General features: G+C 74.7%; 16 protein-coding genes. 4 read left to right on the plus strand and 12 right to left on the minus strand.

Features of this window, described 5'->3' with window-relative positions; all coding sequences use genetic code 11:
• Positions 1 to 173: 173 nt before the first annotated feature.
• The 6 genes from ACFWOG_RS30065 to ACFWOG_RS30090 form a co-directional block, all read right to left on the minus strand.
• Positions 174 to 1,250, minus strand: coding sequence for an LLM class flavin-dependent oxidoreductase (locus ACFWOG_RS30065; protein ID WP_329950505.1), 1,077 nt, complete (start codon positions 1,248 to 1,250; stop codon positions 174 to 176).
• 3 nt (positions 1,251 to 1,253) lie between these two features.
• A complete protein-coding gene (locus ACFWOG_RS30070; protein WP_380362047.1) occupies positions 1,254 to 2,159 on the minus strand; it encodes an ABC transporter substrate-binding protein in 906 nt (301 codons plus the stop codon).
• A gap of 104 nt (positions 2,160 to 2,263) precedes the next feature.
• Complete coding sequence (locus tag ACFWOG_RS30075; protein ID WP_329950503.1) at positions 2,264 to 3,037, minus strand: ABC transporter ATP-binding protein; 774 nt, start codon at positions 3,035 to 3,037, stop codon at positions 2,264 to 2,266.
• The gene (locus ACFWOG_RS30080; protein WP_329950529.1) at positions 3,034 to 3,840 is read right to left on the minus strand and encodes an ABC transporter permease; all 807 of its coding nucleotides are present in this window, start codon (positions 3,838 to 3,840) and stop codon (positions 3,034 to 3,036) included. Before ACFWOG_RS30080 ends, ACFWOG_RS30075 begins: the two co-directional genes overlap by 4 nt.
• Before the next feature lie 173 nt (positions 3,841 to 4,013).
• A complete protein-coding gene (locus ACFWOG_RS30085) occupies positions 4,014 to 5,033 on the minus strand; it encodes an ABC transporter substrate-binding protein (RefSeq protein ID WP_329880529.1) in 1,020 nt (339 codons plus the stop codon).
• Between the two features lie 143 nt (positions 5,034 to 5,176).
• Positions 5,177 to 6,226, minus strand: coding sequence for an ABC transporter substrate-binding protein (locus ACFWOG_RS30090; protein ID WP_380362050.1), 1,050 nt, complete (start codon positions 6,224 to 6,226; stop codon positions 5,177 to 5,179).
• A gap of 386 nt (positions 6,227 to 6,612) precedes the next feature.
• On the opposite strand from ACFWOG_RS30090, the gene ACFWOG_RS30095 reads away from it, so the two are divergent.
• Positions 6,613 to 7,395, plus strand: coding sequence for an IclR family transcriptional regulator (locus ACFWOG_RS30095; RefSeq protein WP_329880532.1), 783 nt, complete (start codon positions 6,613 to 6,615; stop codon positions 7,393 to 7,395).
• 197 nt (positions 7,396 to 7,592) lie between these two features.
• Here the strand turns inward: ACFWOG_RS30095 and ACFWOG_RS30100 are convergent, their stop codons facing one another.
• From ACFWOG_RS30100 to ACFWOG_RS30125, 6 genes are all read right to left on the minus strand, one after another.
• Positions 7,593 to 8,402 carry a winged helix-turn-helix domain-containing protein gene (locus tag ACFWOG_RS30100; RefSeq protein WP_380362053.1) on the minus strand — a complete coding sequence of 270 codons (810 nt, stop codon included), beginning with the start codon at positions 8,400 to 8,402 and terminating at the stop codon, positions 7,593 to 7,595.
• A gap of 82 nt (positions 8,403 to 8,484) precedes the next feature.
• Positions 8,485 to 8,616 (minus strand): hypothetical protein, encoded by a 132-nt coding sequence (locus ACFWOG_RS30105; RefSeq protein ID WP_329880535.1) that lies wholly within the window; start codon positions 8,614 to 8,616, stop codon positions 8,485 to 8,487.
• Positions 8,617 to 9,270: 654 nt separating this feature from the next.
• Complete coding sequence (locus ACFWOG_RS30110; protein ID WP_380362055.1) at positions 9,271 to 9,948, minus strand: ATP/GTP-binding protein; 678 nt, start codon at positions 9,946 to 9,948, stop codon at positions 9,271 to 9,273.
• Positions 9,929 to 10,258, minus strand: coding sequence for a DUF742 domain-containing protein (locus ACFWOG_RS30115; protein ID WP_380362063.1), 330 nt, complete (start codon positions 10,256 to 10,258; stop codon positions 9,929 to 9,931). Before ACFWOG_RS30115 ends, ACFWOG_RS30110 begins: the two co-directional genes overlap by 20 nt.
• 248 nt (positions 10,259 to 10,506) lie before the next feature.
• Positions 10,507 to 10,926: a roadblock/LC7 domain-containing protein gene (locus ACFWOG_RS30120; RefSeq protein WP_329880538.1), complete on the minus strand. Its 420-nt coding sequence runs from the start codon at positions 10,924 to 10,926 to the stop codon at positions 10,507 to 10,509.
• Complete coding sequence (locus tag ACFWOG_RS30125; RefSeq protein WP_380362058.1) at positions 10,923 to 13,949, minus strand: nitrate- and nitrite sensing domain-containing protein; 3,027 nt, start codon at positions 13,947 to 13,949, stop codon at positions 10,923 to 10,925. Before ACFWOG_RS30125 ends, ACFWOG_RS30120 begins: the two co-directional genes overlap by 4 nt.
• Before the next feature lie 557 nt (positions 13,950 to 14,506).
• On the opposite strand from ACFWOG_RS30125, the gene ACFWOG_RS30130 reads away from it, so the two are divergent.
• The 3 genes from ACFWOG_RS30130 (at position 14,507) to ACFWOG_RS30140 (ending at position 19,310) form a co-directional block, all read left to right on the plus strand.
• A complete protein-coding gene (locus tag ACFWOG_RS30130) occupies positions 14,507 to 16,351 on the plus strand; it encodes an AMP-binding protein (protein ID WP_329950527.1) in 1,845 nt (614 codons plus the stop codon).
• Positions 16,352 to 16,555: 204 nt separating this feature from the next.
• The gene (locus tag ACFWOG_RS30135) at positions 16,556 to 17,764 is read left to right on the plus strand and encodes a polysaccharide deacetylase family protein (protein ID WP_380362060.1); all 1,209 of its coding nucleotides are present in this window, start codon (positions 16,556 to 16,558) and stop codon (positions 17,762 to 17,764) included.
• Between the two features lie 436 nt (positions 17,765 to 18,200).
• Positions 18,201 to 19,310, plus strand: coding sequence for a nitroreductase/quinone reductase family protein (locus ACFWOG_RS30140; protein WP_380362062.1), 1,110 nt, complete (start codon positions 18,201 to 18,203; stop codon positions 19,308 to 19,310).
• The last annotated feature ends 37 nt before the right edge of the window (positions 19,311 to 19,347 follow it).

The following is a 19,347-nucleotide window of genomic DNA, read 5'->3' on the forward strand; positions in this document are numbered from 1 at the left end:
GGTCGGTCACTGGTGCGTGACCGACCGGGTGCCGCTGTCGTTGGATCGTCCGTACGCGACCGTCGAGACACCCGGGAGCCACCGTGCGGACCTACCTGCTCAGGGCCGTCGTCCGTTTCGCCCGCCAGTTGGCGCTGACCTCACCGGTTCCGTTCCCCCTCGGACCGGGCGCGCTACCGCCGGTTGACACCCAGGGCCGGTAGCACCGTCTCGGCGACCCGGTGGGCCTCCTCCAGCAGTGGATTGCCGGAGAGGATGAAGGTGTCCACCCCGAGCGACTCGAACTCCTGGAGCCGTTCGACCACCTGGGCCGTCGATCCGACGACCGCCGTCCCCGGGCCGGGACGGAACAGGCTCATCCCCGGCCAGAGGTTGGGGTAGACCTCCAACTCCCGCGCCCGCGCCGGGACCTTGCCGCCGTGCTGGCGGAACTGCCGCTGCCAGCCGACCCCGTCCTCGCCCCGCGCGTCGCCGAGCTGGCGGGCGTAGGTGGCCTCGCCGGTGACGTCGAGCAGCCGGTCCGCGGCGGCCCAGGCCTCGTCCTCCGTGTCACGGACGATCAGGTGCAGCCGCAGCCCGATCCGCAGCGTCCGCCCGTGTGCGGCGGCGCGCTCGCGGACCAGGTCGAGCTTCTCCTTGAGGAGGTGCGGCGGTTCGCCCCAGGTCAGGTAGACGTCCACGTGTTCCGCGGCCATCTCGATGCCGGGCGCCGAACTGCCGCCGAACCAGAGCGGGATGCCGCCCGGCTGGACGGGGGTCAGCTCGCGCAGGCTCGCACCGGCGTTCTTCAGGTCGTAGAACTCGCCCTTGTGGTCGAAGACCTCGCCGGCGGTGAGCCGCTTGACGATCGACCAGTACTCCGCGCTGAGCCGGTAGCGGTCGTCGTGCTCGACGTGCAGGCCGTACTCGCGCAGCTGGGCGGTGGACCCGTTGACCACGTTGAAGCGCAGCCGCCCGCCGTGCAGGTGGTCGAAGCTGAGCGCCATCTTGGCCAGTAGGGTCGGCGACACCAGCCCGGGGTGAACGGCCAGCAGGGGCTTGAACGCCGGTGTGGTCGCGGCGGCCAGCGCGTTGCCGAGGTCCCAGACGTCGTAGAGGTCGGTCGCCAGCAGCGCGCCGGTGTAGCCCAACCGCTCCACGCTGCCGGCGAGTTGCTGGAGGTAGCGGAGGTCGACCGGGCGCCGGCCGGCCGGCTCCCACGGGTAGTGGCCCTCGCGCGGGATGATGTACCAGAGGAACTCGGAGGCCATCGGTCAGACCGCCTTGGCGAGCGCGGCGGCCACCGGGGCCTCCAGAGCGGGAAGGTGGGCGTCGGCGACGGTCACCGCACGGTCGATGAAGCCGACGCCGTGGAAGATGTCGGCCGCCTCCTGCTGCTCGGTGACGAATCCGGCGGTGGCGGGCTCAAGCCGCCACGGCAGCACGGCCAGCGCCGCCTCCCAGTCCTCGGCGCTCCCGCCCAGGTCCTCGGCGGCGATCGCGGCCGCCTCCGGCAGGTGGGCGGCCACCCAGGCGTCCGCACGGCTCAGGGCGGCACCGATCGCGGCGACCACCTCGGGGCGGTCGGTGGCGAAGTCCCTGCGGGTGAAGAAGACCGAACGGTCGGTGATGACGTCGCCGGTGCGGATCAGCTCGCGGAACCCCCCGGTGCGGCGGGCGGCGGCCAGCTCGGCACCCTGGGCGATCCAGCCGGCGATCTCGCCGTCGCGCAGCCGGCGCGCCTGGTCCTCGCCCGCGGCCGGGCGGACCGCGGTGATGTCGGTCGCGTAGGAGAGGCCCTCGGCGTGCAGGGCCTTCGCCAGCAGGTGGGTCTGCCAGGAACCGATGCCGAGGACGACGGTGCCGCCCCGGAGGTCACCGACGGTGTGCACCGGCCCGTCGGCGCGCACCAGGAGTGCGCCGTGGTCCGGGCGGGGCGCCGAGACCGCCGCGTACACCAGGTCGTGGCCGGCGGCCTGGGCGGTGACCGGCGGGGTGGAGCCGGTGCCGCCGAAGTCGATGGTGCCGTCGGCCAGCAGGGCGCCGGTGCGGGTGCCGTCGGCGTAGTGGTGGAACGCGCCGGTCTCACCGAGCGGGGCCAACTCCTGCTCCAGGTAGTCCAGTCGGGACAGGTAGTAGAGGGAGGGGTTGCTGGCGTGGACGCCGAGGGTGATGGCCATGGGGATCAGCTCCTGTGGTGCGGGCGGTGCGGGCGGGTGGTCCGGGCGGGGCGGGGCGGGGCGAGCGGGGCGGTGCGGGCGGTGCGGGCGTGACGGGTGGGTGCTCAGTGCACACCCAGGTCGGCCAGCAGGCCCCGCCGCAGCTCGGCGAAGGCCGGATCGGCCGGGTCGCGCGGGTGCTCGACGGCGACCCGCTCGTCGCGGACGAGCTTGCCGTCGCGGAGCACGGCGACCCGGTCGGCCAGCCGGACGGCCTCGTCGACGTCGTGGGTGACCAGCAGGACCGCGGGGCGGTGACGGCGGACCAGGTCGCCCACCAGGTCCTGCATGCGCAGCCGGGTGAGGGCGTCCAGGGCGGCGAACGGCTCGTCCAGCAGGAGGAGCTGGGGCTCGCGGACCAGGGCGCGGGCGAGCGCGACCCGCTGCGCCTCACCCCCGGAGAGGGTGGCCGGCCAGGCGTCGGCGTGCCGCTCCAGGCCGACCTCGGCGAGCGCCTTCAGGCCGGTCTCCCGGGTGGCGGCCCCCCGTGGCAGGCCGACGGTGACATTGGCGAGCACCCGCTGCGAGGGCACCAGGCGGGGCTCCTGGAAGACCACCGTCCGGACCTGCGGGACGAGCACCGTTCCGGCGTCGGACCGGTCCAGAGCACCGAGGATGCGGAGCAGGGTGGTCTTGCCGGTGCCGCTCGCGCCGAGCAGGGCGACGAACTCGCCGCGGGCGATGTCGAGATCGACCCCGTCGAGGACGGCCCGGGTGCCGAACACCCGGCGCAGGCCCCGGAGGTGGACGGCCGGGGTCTCGGCGGGTGCGGGCCCGTCGGCCGGGGCGCTCCCCGGGGTCGGGGCGGTGCGGGTGGTGGGGACGGTCGGGGTGCTCATCGGCCGGCTCCTTGGGTGGCCTTGCGCCAGGGCATCAGGTATCGCTCCAGGAGGCGGACGACGCCGTCGGCGGTGAGCCCCAGCAGTCCGTAGATCAGGATGCACACGGCGAGGACGTCGGTGCGGGAGTAGTTCTGCGCCTGGGCCATCAGGTAGCCGATGCCCTCCGTCGAGTTGATCTCCTCGGCGGCGATCAGCGCGATCACGCTGAGGGTCATGGAGAGCCTCAGCCCGGAGAGGAGCGAGGGCAGCGCGCCGGGCAGGACGACGGTGCGGACGATCGCCCAGCGGCCGAGGCCGAAGCTGCGCATCGCCTCGATCAGCTTGCGGTCGCTGTTGCGGACCCCGCCGGAGGTCGACACGTACATCGGGAAGCTGGTGGCGACACCGATCAGCGCCACCTTGGCGGTCTCGGTGATGCCGAACCAGACCATGAACAGGGGCACCAGGGCGAGGAAGGGGACGGTGCGCAGGACCTGCACCGCCGAGTCGAGCAGTTCCTCGCCGAGCCGGAAGAAGCCGGTGACCACACCGAGCACCAGGCCGACGGTGGCTCCGAAGAGCAGGCCGAGACCGGCCCTGGTGAGCGAGACGGCGAGCGCGTCGGTGAGTTGGCCGTTGCCCCAGAGCTCGCCGACCGCCTCGGCCACCTGGGCGGGTGAGGCGAGCACGTCCTGGGTGAGGGCGCCGGTGGCGGAGGCCAGGGCCCAGCCGCCGAGCAGGGCGACGGGGCCGAGGGTGCGCAGGACCAGGGCGAGGGCGCGGGGGCGCGGGGTCTGGAGGCGGGTGCGCGGCTCGACCAGGCCGGCCGCGCGGGCCGCGGCCGTGCCGGTGCCGGTGTCGTGGTCGGTGCCGGTGCCGTGGTCGGTGCCGGCGTCGGTGCCGGGCCCGCCGCCCTCGGGCCGGCCGTCGACGGCGCCGGCCGGGCCGGAGGCGTTCTTGGCCGTGGCGCCGGCCGGCGCCTGGGTGGTGGCGGTCACTTGGCGCCGTCCGCGAGCTTGCTGATGTCGATCAGGTAGGGCTTGACGTCGACCTGCTCCTTGGTGACCTTCTGGTCGGCGAAGAACTTCGCGACGGTCCCGAAGCGGGTGATGTCGGCGTCGCCGATGACGTCGGCGGTGGCTCCCTGCCTGCCGACGTTGACCGCGACCTCCTTCTCCGCGGGGGTGACGGCGGTCGGACCGGAGTCCGTGAAGACGTTGAGGTAGGCGGCCGGGTCGGCCTTCTCCTTGAGACCGTTGTCGTGCAGGTAGGTGTAGAAGGCCTTGACCACCTCGGGGTGCTTGTCGGAGAAGCCGTTGCGGACGGCCCAGACCGCGTAGTTGTCGGAGCCCACCTCCTTGCCGTTGACCAGGAAGTGCGAGCCGGAGTTGGCGATCGACGGGGTGGAGAAGGTGTTCCAGGTGGCCCAGGCGTCGACCTGGCCGGAGTTGAAGACGCCCGAGGTCTGGTCGGCCCGGAGGTAGACCCGCTCGACCTTGTCGGTCGGGACGCCGTTCTTCTCCAGCGCCTTCAGGAGGAGGTACTCGCTGGTGCCGCCCTGGCTGACCGCGACCTTCTTCCCGACCAGGTCCTGCACGGTCTTCACCGGGGAGTCGTTCTTCACCAGGATGCCCTCGCCGACCCCGTCCGGCGCGGTCTGCGCGAACAGCTTGAAGCCGGGCTTCTGGGCCAGTGCGGCGACGGCGGAGGTGATCGAGCCCTGGGCGACGTCGAGCTGGTCGGCGGAGAGCGCCTGGGCCGCGGGGGCGAACGGGCCGGCGCTCCCGGTCCAGGCGACCTTGGCGTGGACGGCGGCGAGCGCCTTGTCCAGCGAGCCGTCCTTCTTCCCCAGGGCGAGGAAGCCGTTGTTGCCCGGGTCGGGTACGCGGAGGACCACCTCGGCCTTGCCGCCGTCGGCGGAGGCCTTGGCCCCGTCGGCGGACGAGCCGCAGGCGGCCAGGGCGGTGGTGGCGAGCAGTGCGGTGGCGGCGAGCGCGAGGCGGGAGGGGTTCACGGGGTCGACTCCTGAGGAGAGCGGGGCTGACGAACGTTCGAAGGCCGTCGGCGGGCGGCCGGGGGAAGGCCGGGGGCGGGACAGCGGGGGGAGCGGTGGGGACCGCGGGGCCGGGGTTGACGGACGGCCGGTGGCGGCGGCCGTCAGCCGTCCGCGCCGCGGCGGGCGGCGAGCAGGGCGCGGGCGGCACGGAGCGGTTCGGGATCGGCCCAGACGCGGACGTCGACCGGGGCCTCCAGGAAGCCGTGCCGGTGGAGGAACCGTTCCTGCTGCTCCAGCAGACCCAGCCGCTCCTCGGAGAGGTCGAGGTGCAGGGTGCGGTGACTGCCCGGCGCGTACGCGCCGGCCACGCCCTCCTCCCCCGCGCCGGTCTCGGCCTGGAGGATGCGGCCCACCTCGGCGGGGTGCTCGGCGGCCCAGTCGGCGGCCTCCAGCAGCACCGAGAGGAAGCGTGCGACCAGGTCCGGGTGCTTGTCGAGGAGGTCCTGGTGGACGGTGATCGGGCGCGGCGTGCCGTTGTTGACCCGGGCTCGGCGGTCCGGCGCCACGTCCAGGTCGACGGCGACCTCCGCGCCGATGCGCCGGGCCGCCTCCACGGCCAGCGCGCCCTTCACGTACACCGCGTCCACGACGCCGTCCCGCAGGGCGGCCAGCTCCGCGGCCCACTGCCCGCCGTCCGGGGCGGCCGGGACGTCCACCCACTCGGCATCGTCCGCGGTGAGTCCGGCGAGCGACAGCGCACCGTGCAGGCCGGAGAGGGCCATCGCCCGCCAGAAATCGATCCCGATCCCATGACGTGGGACGGCCAGGCGTCGGCCGCGCAGCTGCTCCGGGCCTGAGATGCCGCTCCCGGCCCGGACCAGGACGACCTGCCGCTCCTCGATCCAGGTGAGCCCGACCAGCCTGGTCCGCTCGCCGCGCGAACGGGCCCAGAGCGCCGGCACGTTGCCGCCCTCGCGGAACAGACCGGTGAGGGCGTGGGTGTAGTGGTGGTCGGCGGCGACCTCCGGCGGCACGTCCTGGAGCGAGCGGACGGCGATGCCGTCGGCGGCGAACTCCCGGGCGAACCGGCCCTGGTCGGCGGCGATGCCGGTGGCGGTGGGGACGGGGCAGCGGGTGAACCACAGGGTCGGCGGGGCATCGGCGGCGGACGCCGGCGCGGTGGCGGCGGTCCTGCTGGTGGGGCTGGGCACGGTGGCGGGTTCCTCTGCGACGGGGTGCACGCGGGTGCGGCGGTGCGCGGCACGGGGCGCGCACCGGCCTTGCGGCGGCGGGGCGTAGGCGGTGGGCGCGGACGACGCGTCAGCGACAACAGGCGCAGGAGGCGGGGCACCGGTGGGTCGTCACGGCGCTGCTCCTTCCTGCGGTCCGGCGCGGTGGACGGGGCTCGTCCGGTGCGCTGCGCCGAGCGTTCCACGACGAGGGAGCCAGAGGCAAGCCTTTGCCACATCGTGGGATCACTTGTTCATGAACGGCATCCCATTGCAACGCTGTTGACACAATCCCGCAGCACGGGCTGCCCTAGTCTGGGAGCGACTCCGGTGAACCGGCCGGAGCGCCGGACAGAACGTGAGGTGCCATGGCCGAGGCCGCCACCGCCGTCCAGAGCCCACCGGCCGGCGCCCAGGCCGTGCAGCGGGCCCTCGGCCTGCTGCACTGCTTCCACGACAACGGCCCCGACCTGAGCGCCTCCGACCTGGCCCGCCGGACGGGCCTGTCGGTCTCGACCGCGCACCGGCTGGCCCGCACCCTGGTCAGCGCCGGGTTCCTGGAGCAGGACGAGCAGTCGGCCCGCTACCGGCTCGGTCCGGCCGTCGCCGAACTCGGCCAGCTCTCCTTCCACCAGCGCGGCCTGCACCTGGCAGCGCCCGAGCTGGAGTTGCTCTCCCGGCGCACCGGCGCCACCGCCGACCTGGCGATCCGCAGCGGCCCGCACGCGGTGATCCTGGTCGGCGCGTCCGTCCGCCCGGAGAGCGGGCTCGGACTGCGCCGCCCGCTGCACTCGACGGCCCTGGGCAAGGTCCTGCTGGCCTGGCCGCGCCCGGGCGAGGCCGGGGTGTCGGCGCTCGGCCCGCTGCCGCCGTTCACCGACCGGACCATCACCGAACCGGAGCGGCTGGACGAGGAGTTGGCGAAGGTCCGGTCGGCCGGGTACGCGCTCAACGACGGCGAGTCGGCGGCCGGAGTGCGCACGGCGGCCGTACCGGTGCTGGACGGCACCGGTCACGCCCGGTTCGCGCTGGCCGTCCGCTCGACGCCGGCCCACCTCACCGACGACCGGCTCGACTGGTTCCTCGGACACGCGCGGTCCTGTGCCGACGCGCTCGCCGTGCTCCTGCTCCCACCGGACCAGCGGGCCTGACCGGCCGCGGCCACGCACGTACGGGCCGGGCGTTCAGGGGAACGCCCGGCCCGTACGGCCGTGCTCGACGACTCTCGGTGGTTCTCGACGGCCGCCGACGGCTGTCGACGGCCGGCCCGCACCGCACGCACCGCGGGACACGGCGCCCGGCACGGAGCGGGTGAAGCACGGCGGATCCGGCACATCTCAGGGGCGGTTCACGCCACCGGGGTGTACTTGTAGCCGACCCGACGGACCGTCACGATGCTGTCCCGGTAGGCCACGCCGAGCTTGCGGCGGAGCCGGGCGACGTGGACGTCCACCGTCCGGCCGTCACCGACGTGGCCGTAGCCCCACACGGCGGAGACCAGGTGGTCGCGGGTGTGCACGCGCTGCGGGTGCTCGGTCAGGTGCGCCAGCAGCTCGAACTCCAGGTAGGTGAGGTCGAGCAGCCGGCCGTCGACGTAGGCGTTGCGCCGCTCCACGTCCACGGCGATGCCGCGGCCGGCGGGCCGGACCGGGCGGACGGCGGCGGACGCGGCACCGGCCGGTGCGACGCCGGCGACCGGGGAGGCGGTCGGCGCCGCGGGAGCGGGGACGCCCGCGCCGGGGACCGCACCCGGGACGGCGCCGGCGGCCGACGCGTTCTCGGCCGGGACCAGCACCAGGTACCCGACCATCGGGTGACCGGCGGCGGCGCCGAACTGGGCACCGTACTGGGCCAGCAGAGCCTGCGGCAGCGTGCCGTGCGGCAGCGCCGCGACGACCGCCGCGCCTTCCGGCAGGGCCGCCAGCAGCGCCTGGGGCGGCACCGGGACCTGACCGAGCTGCGGGACGTCCGACCCGTACGACGGGTGCGGGACCGACGGCGGAACCGCGGCCGCGGAGGGGGCGGACTGGGCGCCCGCCGCACGCGGCGGCACCGGCCCGCCGTGCCATCGTTCGCCGTTCGAGGGGACGGAGCGGACCGCGCGCAGGTGCGGGGTCGCGGCGGGGAGGGGAAGGGTGGCCGTGGAGGAAGAAGACATGATACCGCTCATTTCGCGCGTGACGGACGGGGTGGAGTCGTCTGCGCGTCGACCGGGCGTGCTGCCGAGAACTGACCCGAGGTCAGCGGAGGGAGAGCCGGGACGCGCTGGGCGACCCCGGACACGTCTGGTCGAACAGGTGCGGCTGCCGGGACGGCCAGAACGGCTGGAGGTCGAGGCGACGACCTCTGCTGCTGTCCGCGACGTGGTTCATGCGCCCATTCAACCATGTGAACGGACCGTTGCACCGCTCCGTCCGGGCAGCCCCGACCGCACGGGCGGTCATGGCGGCAGCTGCCGGAGGAAGGGCGGGACGGGATCGGTTCACTGGTGCTCTCCGCGAAGCGGGCAGGGTTGACGGCGGCCCACAGGACGGCTGTCCGGTGCTGCCGGGTCGACGAATTGATGGACCGTCAGATTCCGCGGAGGGGCCTGCGGTGCGGACCCTGGCGGGACGCGCGGACCGGGAGGTTCCTCGGAAGGACGACGACGGGTACGGCGACGGCTGGCAGGGTCACCGACAGCAGGCGCTGCAGATGAGCGCGTGGTCGATGTAGCGCCGAACGGTCAACGCCGGAGTGACCGGGGCCGGGGCGGGCGCGGCTGCTGCGTATCGCTGCTCGAAGCTCACGACACTGCCCTCCCCCTCTGGATCACGGTGCGTCCGCACGGCTCGTGCGGCACTGCGCCGCACGCGTTGCGTTCGCCGGTCGAGGCGTCCCGGCAAGGGGCCGGACGGCCTTCGTCGACAGAGCCTTCCATGCCCGGGCGGTCAAGGCAACCTACCCGGCCAAGATCGTCCGACATGTGGACACGAGAATGAGACACGGCCGTCACCGAGGCGTCACAAGTCCCCCGCCGGACCGCCTCAGTGCCCGGCGGGCCCGGCGGACCGGCGGCGGACGGCGGCGTGCTCGACCAGCGCGACCAGGATCTCCTTGCCGTCCTCGCGGAGGCGGGCGTCACAGAGCACGACCGGGATGTCCGGGTCCAGGTCGAGGGCGTCCCGGACCTCCTCGGGGGCGAACACCTCACTGCCCTCGAAGCAGTTCACCGCGACCAGGAAGGGGATGCCGCGCTGCTCGAAGAAGTCCACCGACGGGAAGCAGTCCGCCAGCCGGCGGGTGTCGGCGAGCACGACCGCGCCCAGCGCACCACGGGCCAGCTCGTCCCAGACGAACCAGAACCGGTCCTGGCCGGGCGTGCCGAACAGGTAGAGCGCGAGTCCGGGCTTGAGGTCGATCCGGCCGAAATCCATCGCCACCGTGGTGGTGCGCTTGGTCTCCACCCCGGCCGTGTCGTCCACCGGGCGGCCCAGTTCGCTCAGCTCCTCCTCGGTGCGCAGCGGACGGATCTCGCTGACCGAGCCGACGAGGGTGGTCTTGCCCGCGCCGAAACCGCCCGCGACCAGGATCTTCACCGCGACCGCCGGGCCGCCCCGCCACCGCGGGTCGCCGGACTGCGCCGCGGGCGCGGCCCGGCCGGGGGCGGAGCCGGGGACCGGGGCGGCGGCGGTCACGGGGAGGTCAGAGCGCACGGAGTCCATTGATCACGTCTCGCAACAGGCGCTCGTCCGGCAGCTCGGCGAGCGGAACGGGTCGGGTGACGCTGATCAGCTCGGCGTCGTAGAGGTCGCCGAGCAGGACGCGCACCACGCTGACCGGCAGGTCTGTGTAGGAGCCCAGTTCGGCCACGGAGAGCGGCCCCCGGCGGCACCAGGCCAGGATGGTCCGGTGCTCCGGGTCGAGCACGTGCGCGGGCACGGCCCCCGCGGCCGGAGCGGGATCGGCTGCGGTGACCAGCGAGATCAGGTCGAACAGGCCGTCCTCGACCGGCCTGGTCCGGCCGCGGGTCATCGAGTACAGCCGCACCACCGGGCCGGCGTCGTCGTCGAACCAGCGGTCGTCGACCGGGGTGCGGGGCCGGAACAGGTCGAGATCGGACGGGTCCGCACCCGGGCCGTCGCCGACCGAGCCGCCGTCGGCCGGACCGCCGTCGGCCCGGCCGCCCGGGCGCGGGTCGCCGGATTCCTGTTCGTCCACGATCCGCTCGCCCGCGGCCCGACCGTCCGGCGCGGGCCTCGACTCCTCCGCCACAGGGCCGCTCATCTCACCGGCGGGGCCACGTCGGCGCGCGGCTCGGCGGCCAGGTGCTCACCGACCCGCTTGACCAGCAGGGCCATCTCGTAGGCGATCTGGCCGATGTCCGCCTCGGCCTCGCTCAGCACGGCCAGGCAGCTGCCGTCGCCGGCCGCGGTGATGAAGAGGAACGCCTCGTCGAGTTCCACCATGGTCTGGCGGACCCCGCCGACCTTGAAGTGCCCACCGGCGCCCTTCGCCAGGCTGTGGAAGCCTGCGGCGACGGCGGCCAGGTGCTCGGCGTCCTCCCGTTCGAGGCCCCGGGAGGCACCGGTGGCCAGCCCGTCGCTGGAAAGGATCACCGCGTGCCGCAGGGCCGCGACACGTCCTACCAGGTCGTCCAGAAGCCAGTTGAGGTCTCCGGACGACTGCGTCGACAAGGTCATGAATCTGTTCCTTCCGCTGGTGCGGGTGGTGCGGGTGGTGCGGATCGAGCCGGTCGTACGGGTCGTGCGGGCGAAGCCGGTCCTGCGGATCGTACGGGCGCTGCGGGTGGTGCGGTGCGTGCGGGCGGTCCCTCGGTCAACGGACCGGCGGGTGCGCCCGGTTCCGCGAGCGGGAGCGCGGCCGGGGCGATCCTGGCCGGCGGCCGGACGGGCGCGCGGCGCGCCAGGGGCGCGGTTTCGCCCGCGGCGGGACCGGGCAACGCCGGGGGCGCCGGTGCCGGAGCGATCGCCCGGCGGTCCGGGTTCTGCGGCAGCCAGGCGGCCACGGGCGGGGGCGCCGTCGCGGGCCCGGCGTCCGCCGCCGGGCGCCCCGCCCCCGACGGGCTGCCGGCGGTCCGGCCCCGGGTGAAACCGCGTTGGAAGGAGGCGAAGGTGGCCCGGGCCTCCTCGGGCGAGCGCTCGCGCGCAGGGTCGGCCTCGACGCCGTCGGATCCCGCGTCCTGCCGCGCCGCAGCCCGGTCCCGCAGCTGCGGGGCGAGGCTGGCCTGCCGGACGCGGCGCGGGAGGGCGCCCGGGCCGGCGGCCCCGGCGGCCGTGACGCTCCGTCCGGGCGCGGCGTCCTGCGGGACCGTGCCCGCGGCCGGCGCCCCGTCCGACGCCGCCCCGGCGGCGGGCACACCGTCCGGCGACAGGACCCCGGGGGCGGAGCCGTCCTCCCGGCGGTGCCGTCCGGTCCCCTGCCCGGCGGGCTCGCCGGCGGGCGCCGGCACCAGGACCGGCCCGCCGCCGCGGGAGCGGCGCGGTAGACCGCCCGGTGTGCGGGCCGGCTCGGGCGCCGAGGGCCGCGGTCCGCCGGCGCCGCGGTGCCGTCCGCCCTGACCGCTCGCACCCGCCGACCGTCCGGCGCCGCCCGGGCCGTCGGCCCGGCCGTCCTCGCCGGCACCGTCCGGGCCGAGCGCGGGCACCGCGACGAGGTCCCGCTGCCCGCGCCGCCCCGCCACCGGGCGCCGTCCACCGGACGGGCCGGTCGCCGGCCCGGCGGCCGGGCCGCCGTAGGCGCCGCCGGTGCCACCGCCGTACGGGCCGCCCGCCGAACCCGTGGCCGGCGGCGGTTCGGGCAGTCCGTCCGGCGCCTCGGCCAGCAGTTCGCGCGGGATCAGCACCACCGCGGTGGTGCCGCCGTACGGCGAGGGCCGCAGGTGGACCCGGATGCCGTGCCGCCGGGCCAGCCGGCTGACCACGAACAGGCCCAGCCGGTCGGTGTCGGCGAGGTCGAACTCCTGCTCCACCGCGAGTCGTTCGTTGATCTCGGCGAGCGCCGAATCACTCAGCCCGAGTCCGCGGTCGTCGATCTCCAGCGCGAAGCCGTGCGCCACCACCTCGCCCTGGACGGTGACCTGGGTGCTCGGCGGGGAGAACACCGCCGCGTTCTCGACCAGTTCGGCGACCAGGTGGGTGACGTCCGCGACCGCGCTGCCGAGCAGCCCGGTGCCCGGGAACGGCCGGACGATCACCCGCGCGTAGTCCTCGACCTCGCCCACGGCGGCGCGCACCACGTCCACCATCCGCACCGGCTTGCGCCAGGCCCGGCCGGGCGAGCCGCCGGCCAGGATGATCAGGCCCTCGGCGTGCCGGCGCATACGGGTGGTGAGGTGGTCGACCTTGAACAGGTCCTCCAGCTCCGCCGGGTCCTCGGTGCGCCGCTCCATGGTGTCCAGCAGCGTCAGTTGGCGGTGCAACAGCACCTGGCTGCGGCGGGCCAGGTTGACGAAGACCGCCGAGACGCCGCGGCGCAGTTCGGCCTGCTCGACCGCCGCCTCGACGGCGGCCCGCTGCACGGCGTTGATGGCCCGCCCGACCTGGCCGATCTCGGCGGAGCCGAACTGCAGCTCGGGCGCCTCGGTCGCGACGTCCACGGCCTCGCCCTTGCGCAGCCGCAGCATGACCGAGGGCAGGCGGGTGCCGGCCAGTTCGTTGGCCGCGTTCCGCAGGCCGATCAGCTCGCGGGCCAGGCCGCGGCCGATCCGGTAGGAGATGACGATCGACAGCACCACGGCGACCAGGCCGATCACACCGGCGATGCCGCCGCGCCAGAGCATGCCGATCGCGTAGGAGTGCTCGCGGTCGTCGATCGTGCCGGCCAGCCGGGTGTTGATCGCCGCGAGGTCGCCCAGCGCACGGTCCGCGGTCTCCCGCCACGCGTCGCCGTTGATCGCCTGGACCACCCGCTCCGGCCCGCCCGCGCCGACGAAGTCGGCCTCGGCCCGCGCCAGCGCGGCCCACGCCTCACCGCCGCGCAGCGCGATGTAGTCGGCCTGGTCGGCCGGGTCGAGCTCGGCGATGTAGACGGTGAACAGCGCCTGCTGGTTGTGCAGGGCGTCGATGGCCACCTGGTACTGCTCCGCGGTGGGCCGACCGGTCGCGGTCCGGAGCCCCTCCATGGCCGCGTCCTCCTGGGCCAGGTACTCGCGGGCGCGCACCAGCTCGATGAGGATCGTCCCCTGCCGGGGCAGTTGGCCGCTCTGGCGGGCGACGAAGGCGGACCGGAAGCCGAAGGTCGGCTTGATCAGGTCGCTGTACTGGCCGAGCGTGAACTCCCAGTTGAGCGCGCCGCGGTTGATCTGGGAGCGCAGCGGTGCGAGCTGGTCGGCGGCGGCGAGGACCTGGAGGAGTCGCCCGCGCTGGGCCTCGTCGAGCCGGCCGCCGTCACCGTCCTTCAACTGCCGCAGCAGGGTGAGGCTCCGGTCGGTGGTGGCCTGGGCCTGTTCGAAGGCGTCCCGGGTGGCCCGTGAGGCGGGGTCGGCCAGCCGCTTGACGGCGGCCCGGCGCTCGACCTGGAGATCGTGTGCGTACCGGTCGACCGGGGGCCCGAACTTCCTGTACGTACTGCTGATCTCCAGCCGGCTCCAGACGTCTCCGGTGGTGGCGAGCGTCGCGTACACCCAGAGGGCGGTCAGGGCGACGATGGGCACCAGGAGCAGCGCGATGATCTTCGCGCGGATCGAGCTGCTGCGCAGACGCATGGAGTCCTCGGTCGGGAAGTGCCAGGCGCGGACGGGGTGCGGGGGTGGAGCGGTGCGCGGACGGGCGTCCGAGCGGGGTCCGGACCTGGGCTCCGGGCTTGGGAGCCGGGCTGGGCGGGAGCGGTGTGGGGGCGGAGCGGGCGTGGAGCCGGGCGGGGCGGGCGGAGCGTGAGCGGGGCGACGCGGCACGGGGGCGGGCGGAAGGGAGTGCGAACGACAAGTGGTACAGACCAAGCCTGGATCGAGTACGGACCGGTGCCGATTCGGGCCCGGCCGGGGAGGTCCGGCCCGAAGTCTGCGAGAGCCTACTACGCCCTGACCACTCGTTCGAGGGTCGAACCCGTCCTCTTCCCGCACCCGGCCGGATCGTGTCCGGATCGTTCCCAAGATCCCGGATCCCGCCGCATTCCCCCGGGTCCGGAGCCGCCCCCACCCCGGCACTCCCCCCCTGGACCGGTGCCGATCTCGTCGCGTCACGGTCACAACCCTGGGCAGTCGGGGAGCTATCCGATAGTTTCGCTCCACCTGCAGGAGGGATCGGGGTGATCGGGGGGATCGTGCGCGAGTTCACCACCCCCGCCCCCGCCGGACCACCGGTCACCGGCGGACTGGCCGACTCGCTGTACGACACCGCCGACCGCTCCCCCGGCCTGGTCCAGCTGGCCCGCCGCGACGGCGGGGCGCACGGCGCCCCCGGCGGCGGGTGGCACGAGGTGACCGCCGCGGCGTTCCGGGACGAGGTGCTGGCCCTCGCCAAGGGCCTGCTCACCCGCGGCGTGCGCTACGGCGACCGGGTGGCCCTGATGTCCCGCACCCGCTACGAGTGGACGCTGTTCGACTACGCGCTCTGGTCGATCGGCGCGATACCCGTCCCGATCTACCCGACCGCCGCCCCGGAACAGGTCCGCTGGATCCTCGCCGAGACACAGGCGGTCGCCTGCCTGGTCGAGAACGAGGACCACGCGATGACGGTCGGCGCGGTCTGCGACGCGTTACCCGAGCTGACCGGCATCTGGCAGCTGGACCGGGACTGCGTCGCCTCGATCGTCGAGGACGGGCGCGGCGTCCCCGACGCGCTGGTCCACCGTCAGCGGCTCGGCGTCTCGCCGGAGAACATCGCCACCGTCGTCTACACCTCGGGCACCACCGGCCGCCCCAAGGGGTGCCTGATCACGCACGCCGGCCTGGCGTCGGCGGCCGACGCGCTGCTCGACGGCTGGGGCGACATCTTCGCGGACACCGGCGGCGGCCAGGCGTCCACCCTGCTCTTCCTCCCGCTGGCGCACGTGTACGGGCGGATGGTGCAGATCGCGGCGGTCCGCGCCGGGTTCCGGATCGGCCACGTCCCCGAGGTGTCGACCGACTTCCTGCTGCCCGCCCTCGCCTCGTACCGCCCGACCTTCCTGCACGTCGTCCCGTACGTGCTCGACAAGGTGTTCCAGCAGGCCCGGCGGGCCGCCGAGGAGGCGGGGCGCGGCGAGCTCTTCGAACAGGCCCGTCAGGTGGCGGTCGACTGGGCGACCGCACGGGAGCAGCGCGCCTTCGGACAGGGCCCCGGTCCGGGCCCCGGCCTGCGGCTGCGTCACCTGGCCTACGAGCGGACGGTCTACCAGCGGCTGCGCGCGGTGTTCGGGGGCCGGGTGCGCGGCGTGATGTGCGGCGGTTCGACGCTCGACCGCGAGGTCGCCCTCTTCTTCACCGGGATCGGCTTCCAGCTGTACGAGGGGTACGGGCTGACCGAGACCTCGGCCGCCGTCACCGCCAACCCCGCCGGACGCCGGCGGGCGGGCACGGTCGGCCGGCCGGTCCCCGGCGCCACCGTGGCCATCGCCGACGACGGCGAGGTGTGGGTACGCGGCCCCGGCGTCTTCGACGGCTACCTCAACCACCCGCGCTGCACGGCCGAGTCGCTGTACGACGGCTGGTTCGGCACCGGCGACCTCGGCAACCTGGACGAGGACGGCTACCTGACGATCACCGGCCGCAAGAAGGACCTGATCGTCACCAGCAGCGGCAAGAACCTCGCCCCCACCGCCCTGGAGAACCGCGTGGAGGCGCACGCGCTGGTCTCCCAGTGCCTGGTGGTCGGCGACGACCGCCCGTACGTGGCCGCGCTGATCACGCTCGACCCGGCGGCCCTGGCGCACTGGCTGAAGTCGCGCGGGCGCGAACAGCTGGACCCGTGGGCGGTGCTCTCGGACGCGGACCTGCACGCCGAGATCCAGCGGGCGGTGGCGGCGGCCAACACGGCCGTCTCCCGGGCCGAGTCGATCCGTGCGTTCCGGCTGCTGCCGCGCGAGTTCGGGCTGGACCAGGGACTGATGACGCCGTCACTGAAGCTTCGGCGGGCGGCGATCACGGAGTACTACGCGGACGACATCGAGGAACTGTACGTCCCCTGACGGGTCGTCTTGTCCCGTTTGCCGCCCCGGAGACGGCGCACGGTTCACCGGCGGTTCCCTTGACGATCCGAGTGGTCCAGTCCATTGTTGCCTCGGTCTGAGTGCGGCACGCCCAAGGCTCCCGCCCCTCGGGGAGCGCCCCAACCCGTTCTCCGCGCGCCCTCCCCACGGGCGCGTCCCCCACGCAGGAGTCGCCACGTGTCCATGTCCTCGCGCCTGTCCGCGCGCCTGTCGCCCCGCCCGGCGGCGCACGTCCCGCCCCGCCCGGCCTCCCCGCGCGCCACCTCGCGGGTCGCCGCCCGCCTCTCCGCGCTGGCCGCCTCGGCGGCGCTGCTGGCCGCCGGCTTCGCCGCGCCCGCCTCCGCGGACGCCCCGAACGCCTCCGCGCCCTCCGTCAACATCGCCACCAACCCCGGGTTCGAGATCCCCGCGTCCTCGCTCGCCGAGTGGGGCAGCGTGCCCGGCTGGCGCTGCACCGGCGGTCCGGCCGAGGCCGCCCTGACCACCGTCGCCCCGCACTCGGGCACGTCCGCCCTCGGTGTCACCCCGGCCGGCGACGACTCCACCGGCGAGTGCGTGCAGACCGTCTCCGTGCAGCCCAACACCACCTACACCGCCTCCGCCTGGGTCCGCGGGAAGTACGTCTTCCTCGGCGCCACCGGGACCGACCGCCCGACCGCCCCCGCCTGGACGGAGAACACCAACGGCGGCTGGCAGCGCCTGACCACCCGCTTCACCTCCGGACCGACCGCGAGCACCGTCCGCCTCTACGTGCACGGCTGGTACCAGCAGGGCCCGTTCGCCGTCGACGACGTCCAGGTGGACGGAGCCCTGCCCGCCCCCGCGACCGGTGCGGGCTCCGTGCCGACCAGCGACAAGGTGGTCTTCTTCACCGTCGACGACGGCTGGCAGCGCACCCCCGAGGCCGAGCGGTTCATCACCGACCACAAGCTGCCGATCACCGCCTTCCCGCTGCCGATGCCGGCCGCCGCCGACCCGGGCTTCTTCCAGCGGGTCACCGCCGCCCCCGGCTCGTCCATCCAGAACCACAGCGTCTCGCACGCGGACCTCAGCACGCTCTCGCTCGCCGAGCAGCAGGTGGAGATCTGCGACGCCCGGGACGCCCTGACCCGGACCTTCGGCACCACCCCGACCGTCTTCCGTCCGCCGTACTTCGCGTGGAACGCCGTCACCCTGCAGGCCGCCGCCAACTGCGGCTTCCGCCACGTGCTGACCGCCAACGCCGACTTCAGCTGGGGCGCCTCCAACGTCTGGCACGAGGGCACCCTCTCGCCCGGCGACGTCGTGCTGCTGCACTGGACCGACACCCTCGCCACCGACCTCCCGCGCGCGCTGGCCGCCGCCGAGGCCGCCGGCCTCAAGCCCGCGGGCCTGGCCTCCTACCTGCGCTGAGACCTCCGCGGCAGGGCGCGTCGCTGGTCCCCAGGGACGGGCGGCGCGCCCTTCGTCCTGTCGCGACCGGGTGACGGCGCGGGTGGGTGAACGCGTGGGCGCGTGGCGGCCCGGGCGCGTGGCGGCCGTGCTCCTCGACGCCGCCCCGACCGGCCCGGCGGCCCTCCGGATCCCGCTCGTTGACAGACGGCGGGCCCGGTGGCTCTAATGATCAGGTGCAGCGTGGCGCCGGCCAAAGAGAACTGGGCCGGCCGGTGGCCGAGCGAGCACCTTTCACCGAGGGACGATGCGCGATGAGTTCACACTCCGCTCCCCTGATCTGACCCGAGCGGCCGCGGCGGTTGCCCGCGCGCTCGCTTCGTCCTGTCGCCTGCCGCGCCGGAACCGGTGTGCCGCTGTGGCCTTCACTCCCCTCGTTCGGAGACTCCACAGACGTATGTCCGTTTCTGCCAGTCCCATCTCCCCGTCCGATCCCCCCGGCTCGTCCGGCTCCTCCGATTCGCTCACTCCGCCCGGCTCGTCCGACGCGCCCGATCCCCGGTCCTCCGGTTCCTTCGACTCGTTCAACCAGGCGGTCGTCGCGGAGTTCCGGTCCAACGGCGGACGGGTCGGCGGCCCCTTCGAGGGCGGCGACCTGCTTCTCCTCACCACCTCCGGGGCCGTCACCGGCCGGCCGCACACGGTACCGCTCGGGTACGTGCGGGCGGAGGGGCTGCTCCTGGTCATCGCCTCGGCGGCCGGGGCGCCCGAGCACCCGCAGTGGTACCGCAACCTGCTCGCCAACCCGGTGGTCGGGGTGGAGCTCGGCACCGGGACCTTCGACGCGGTCGCCGTTCCGAGCGAGGGCCCGCGACGGGACCGCCTCTTCGCGGCCGCGGTGCGCGCGGCCCCCGGGTACGGCGACTACCAGACACTCACCGACCGGGTGCTCCCCGTCGTCGTGCTGGAGCAGTCCGGCACCGAACCGGCCGGGGCCGGGTTCCCGGAACCCCGTGAGGTGGCGAACCTCGCCGACAAACTCCTGGAGGTGCACACCTGGCTGCGCTCCCAGTTGCGGCACGTACGGGCCGAGACCGAGGCGCACTTCGCTCGCGGCCCGGCGGCCGCGACCGGGCGGGCGCCGGAGGGCCGGTCGGCGACGGGCGGCCGGTCGGCGACGGGCGGCCGGTCGGCGGCGGGCGGAGGTCCGGCCGCGGACTCCGGGAACGCTCCGGCGCTCGGACTGCAGATCCGCCAGCACTGCCTGGCGTTCTGCCAGGGCCTGACCGTGCACCACACCGGCGAGGACCAGGGCGTCTTCCCGGCCCTGGCCCGCAGCCACCCGCACCTCCGGGAGGTGCTCGACCGGCTGGCCGAGGAGCACCGGGTGGTGACCCGGCTCAAGGACGAGCTGGTCGCGCTGGTGTCCGACATCGGCGCGGCCGAACCTGAGCGGTTCCGGGCCGAGCTGGCCCGGATGTCCGCCGAACTGGAGGCCCACCTCGCGTACGAGGAAAGAGAGCTGCTGCCGGCGCTCGCCCTGATCCCCTTCCCGCCGGGGCGGTGAAGGCGGCGCCCGCCGGTCCTGCCCCGTGGGCAGGACC

The sequence above is a fragment of the Kitasatospora sp. NPDC058406 genome, assembly GCF_042722765.1.
GTDB lineage: Bacteria > Actinomycetota > Actinomycetes > Streptomycetales > Streptomycetaceae > Kitasatospora.

What these genes read in the sequence shown, in the direction of transcription:
- ACFWOG_RS30110 (WP_380362055.1), bottom strand. Translation starts at nt 9,948, where the DNA reads ATGGACTCCGTGCGCTCTGACCTCCCCGTGACCGCCGCCGCCCCGGTC.
- ACFWOG_RS30120 (WP_329880538.1), bottom strand. Translation starts at nt 10,926, where the DNA reads ATGACCTTGTCGACGCAGTCGTCCGGAGACCTCAACTGGCTTCTGGAC.
- ACFWOG_RS30075 (WP_329950503.1), bottom strand. Translation starts at nt 3,037, where the DNA reads ATGAGCACCCCGACCGTCCCCACCACCCGCACCGCCCCGACCCCGGGG.
- ACFWOG_RS30125 (WP_380362058.1), bottom strand. Translation starts at nt 13,949, where the DNA reads ATGCGTCTGCGCAGCAGCTCGATCCGCGCGAAGATCATCGCGCTGCTC.
- ACFWOG_RS30135 (WP_380362060.1), top strand. Translation starts at nt 16,556, where the DNA reads ATGTCCTCGCGCCTGTCCGCGCGCCTGTCGCCCCGCCCGGCGGCGCAC.
- ACFWOG_RS30140 (WP_380362062.1), top strand. Translation starts at nt 18,201, where the DNA reads ATGTCCGTTTCTGCCAGTCCCATCTCCCCGTCCGATCCCCCCGGCTCG.
- ACFWOG_RS30105 (WP_329880535.1), bottom strand. Translation starts at nt 8,616, where the DNA reads ATGAACCACGTCGCGGACAGCAGCAGAGGTCGTCGCCTCGACCTCCAG.
- ACFWOG_RS30100 (WP_380362053.1), bottom strand. Translation starts at nt 8,402, where the DNA reads ATGTCTTCTTCCTCCACGGCCACCCTTCCCCTCCCCGCCGCGACCCCG.
- ACFWOG_RS30095 (WP_329880532.1), top strand. Translation starts at nt 6,613, where the DNA reads ATGGCCGAGGCCGCCACCGCCGTCCAGAGCCCACCGGCCGGCGCCCAG.
- ACFWOG_RS30065 (WP_329950505.1), bottom strand. Translation starts at nt 1,250, where the DNA reads ATGGCCTCCGAGTTCCTCTGGTACATCATCCCGCGCGAGGGCCACTAC.
- ACFWOG_RS30070 (WP_380362047.1), bottom strand. Translation starts at nt 2,159, where the DNA reads ATGGCCATCACCCTCGGCGTCCACGCCAGCAACCCCTCCCTCTACTAC.
- ACFWOG_RS30115 (WP_380362063.1), bottom strand. Translation starts at nt 10,258, where the DNA reads ATGACCCGCGGCCGGACCAGGCCGGTCGAGGACGGCCTGTTCGACCTG.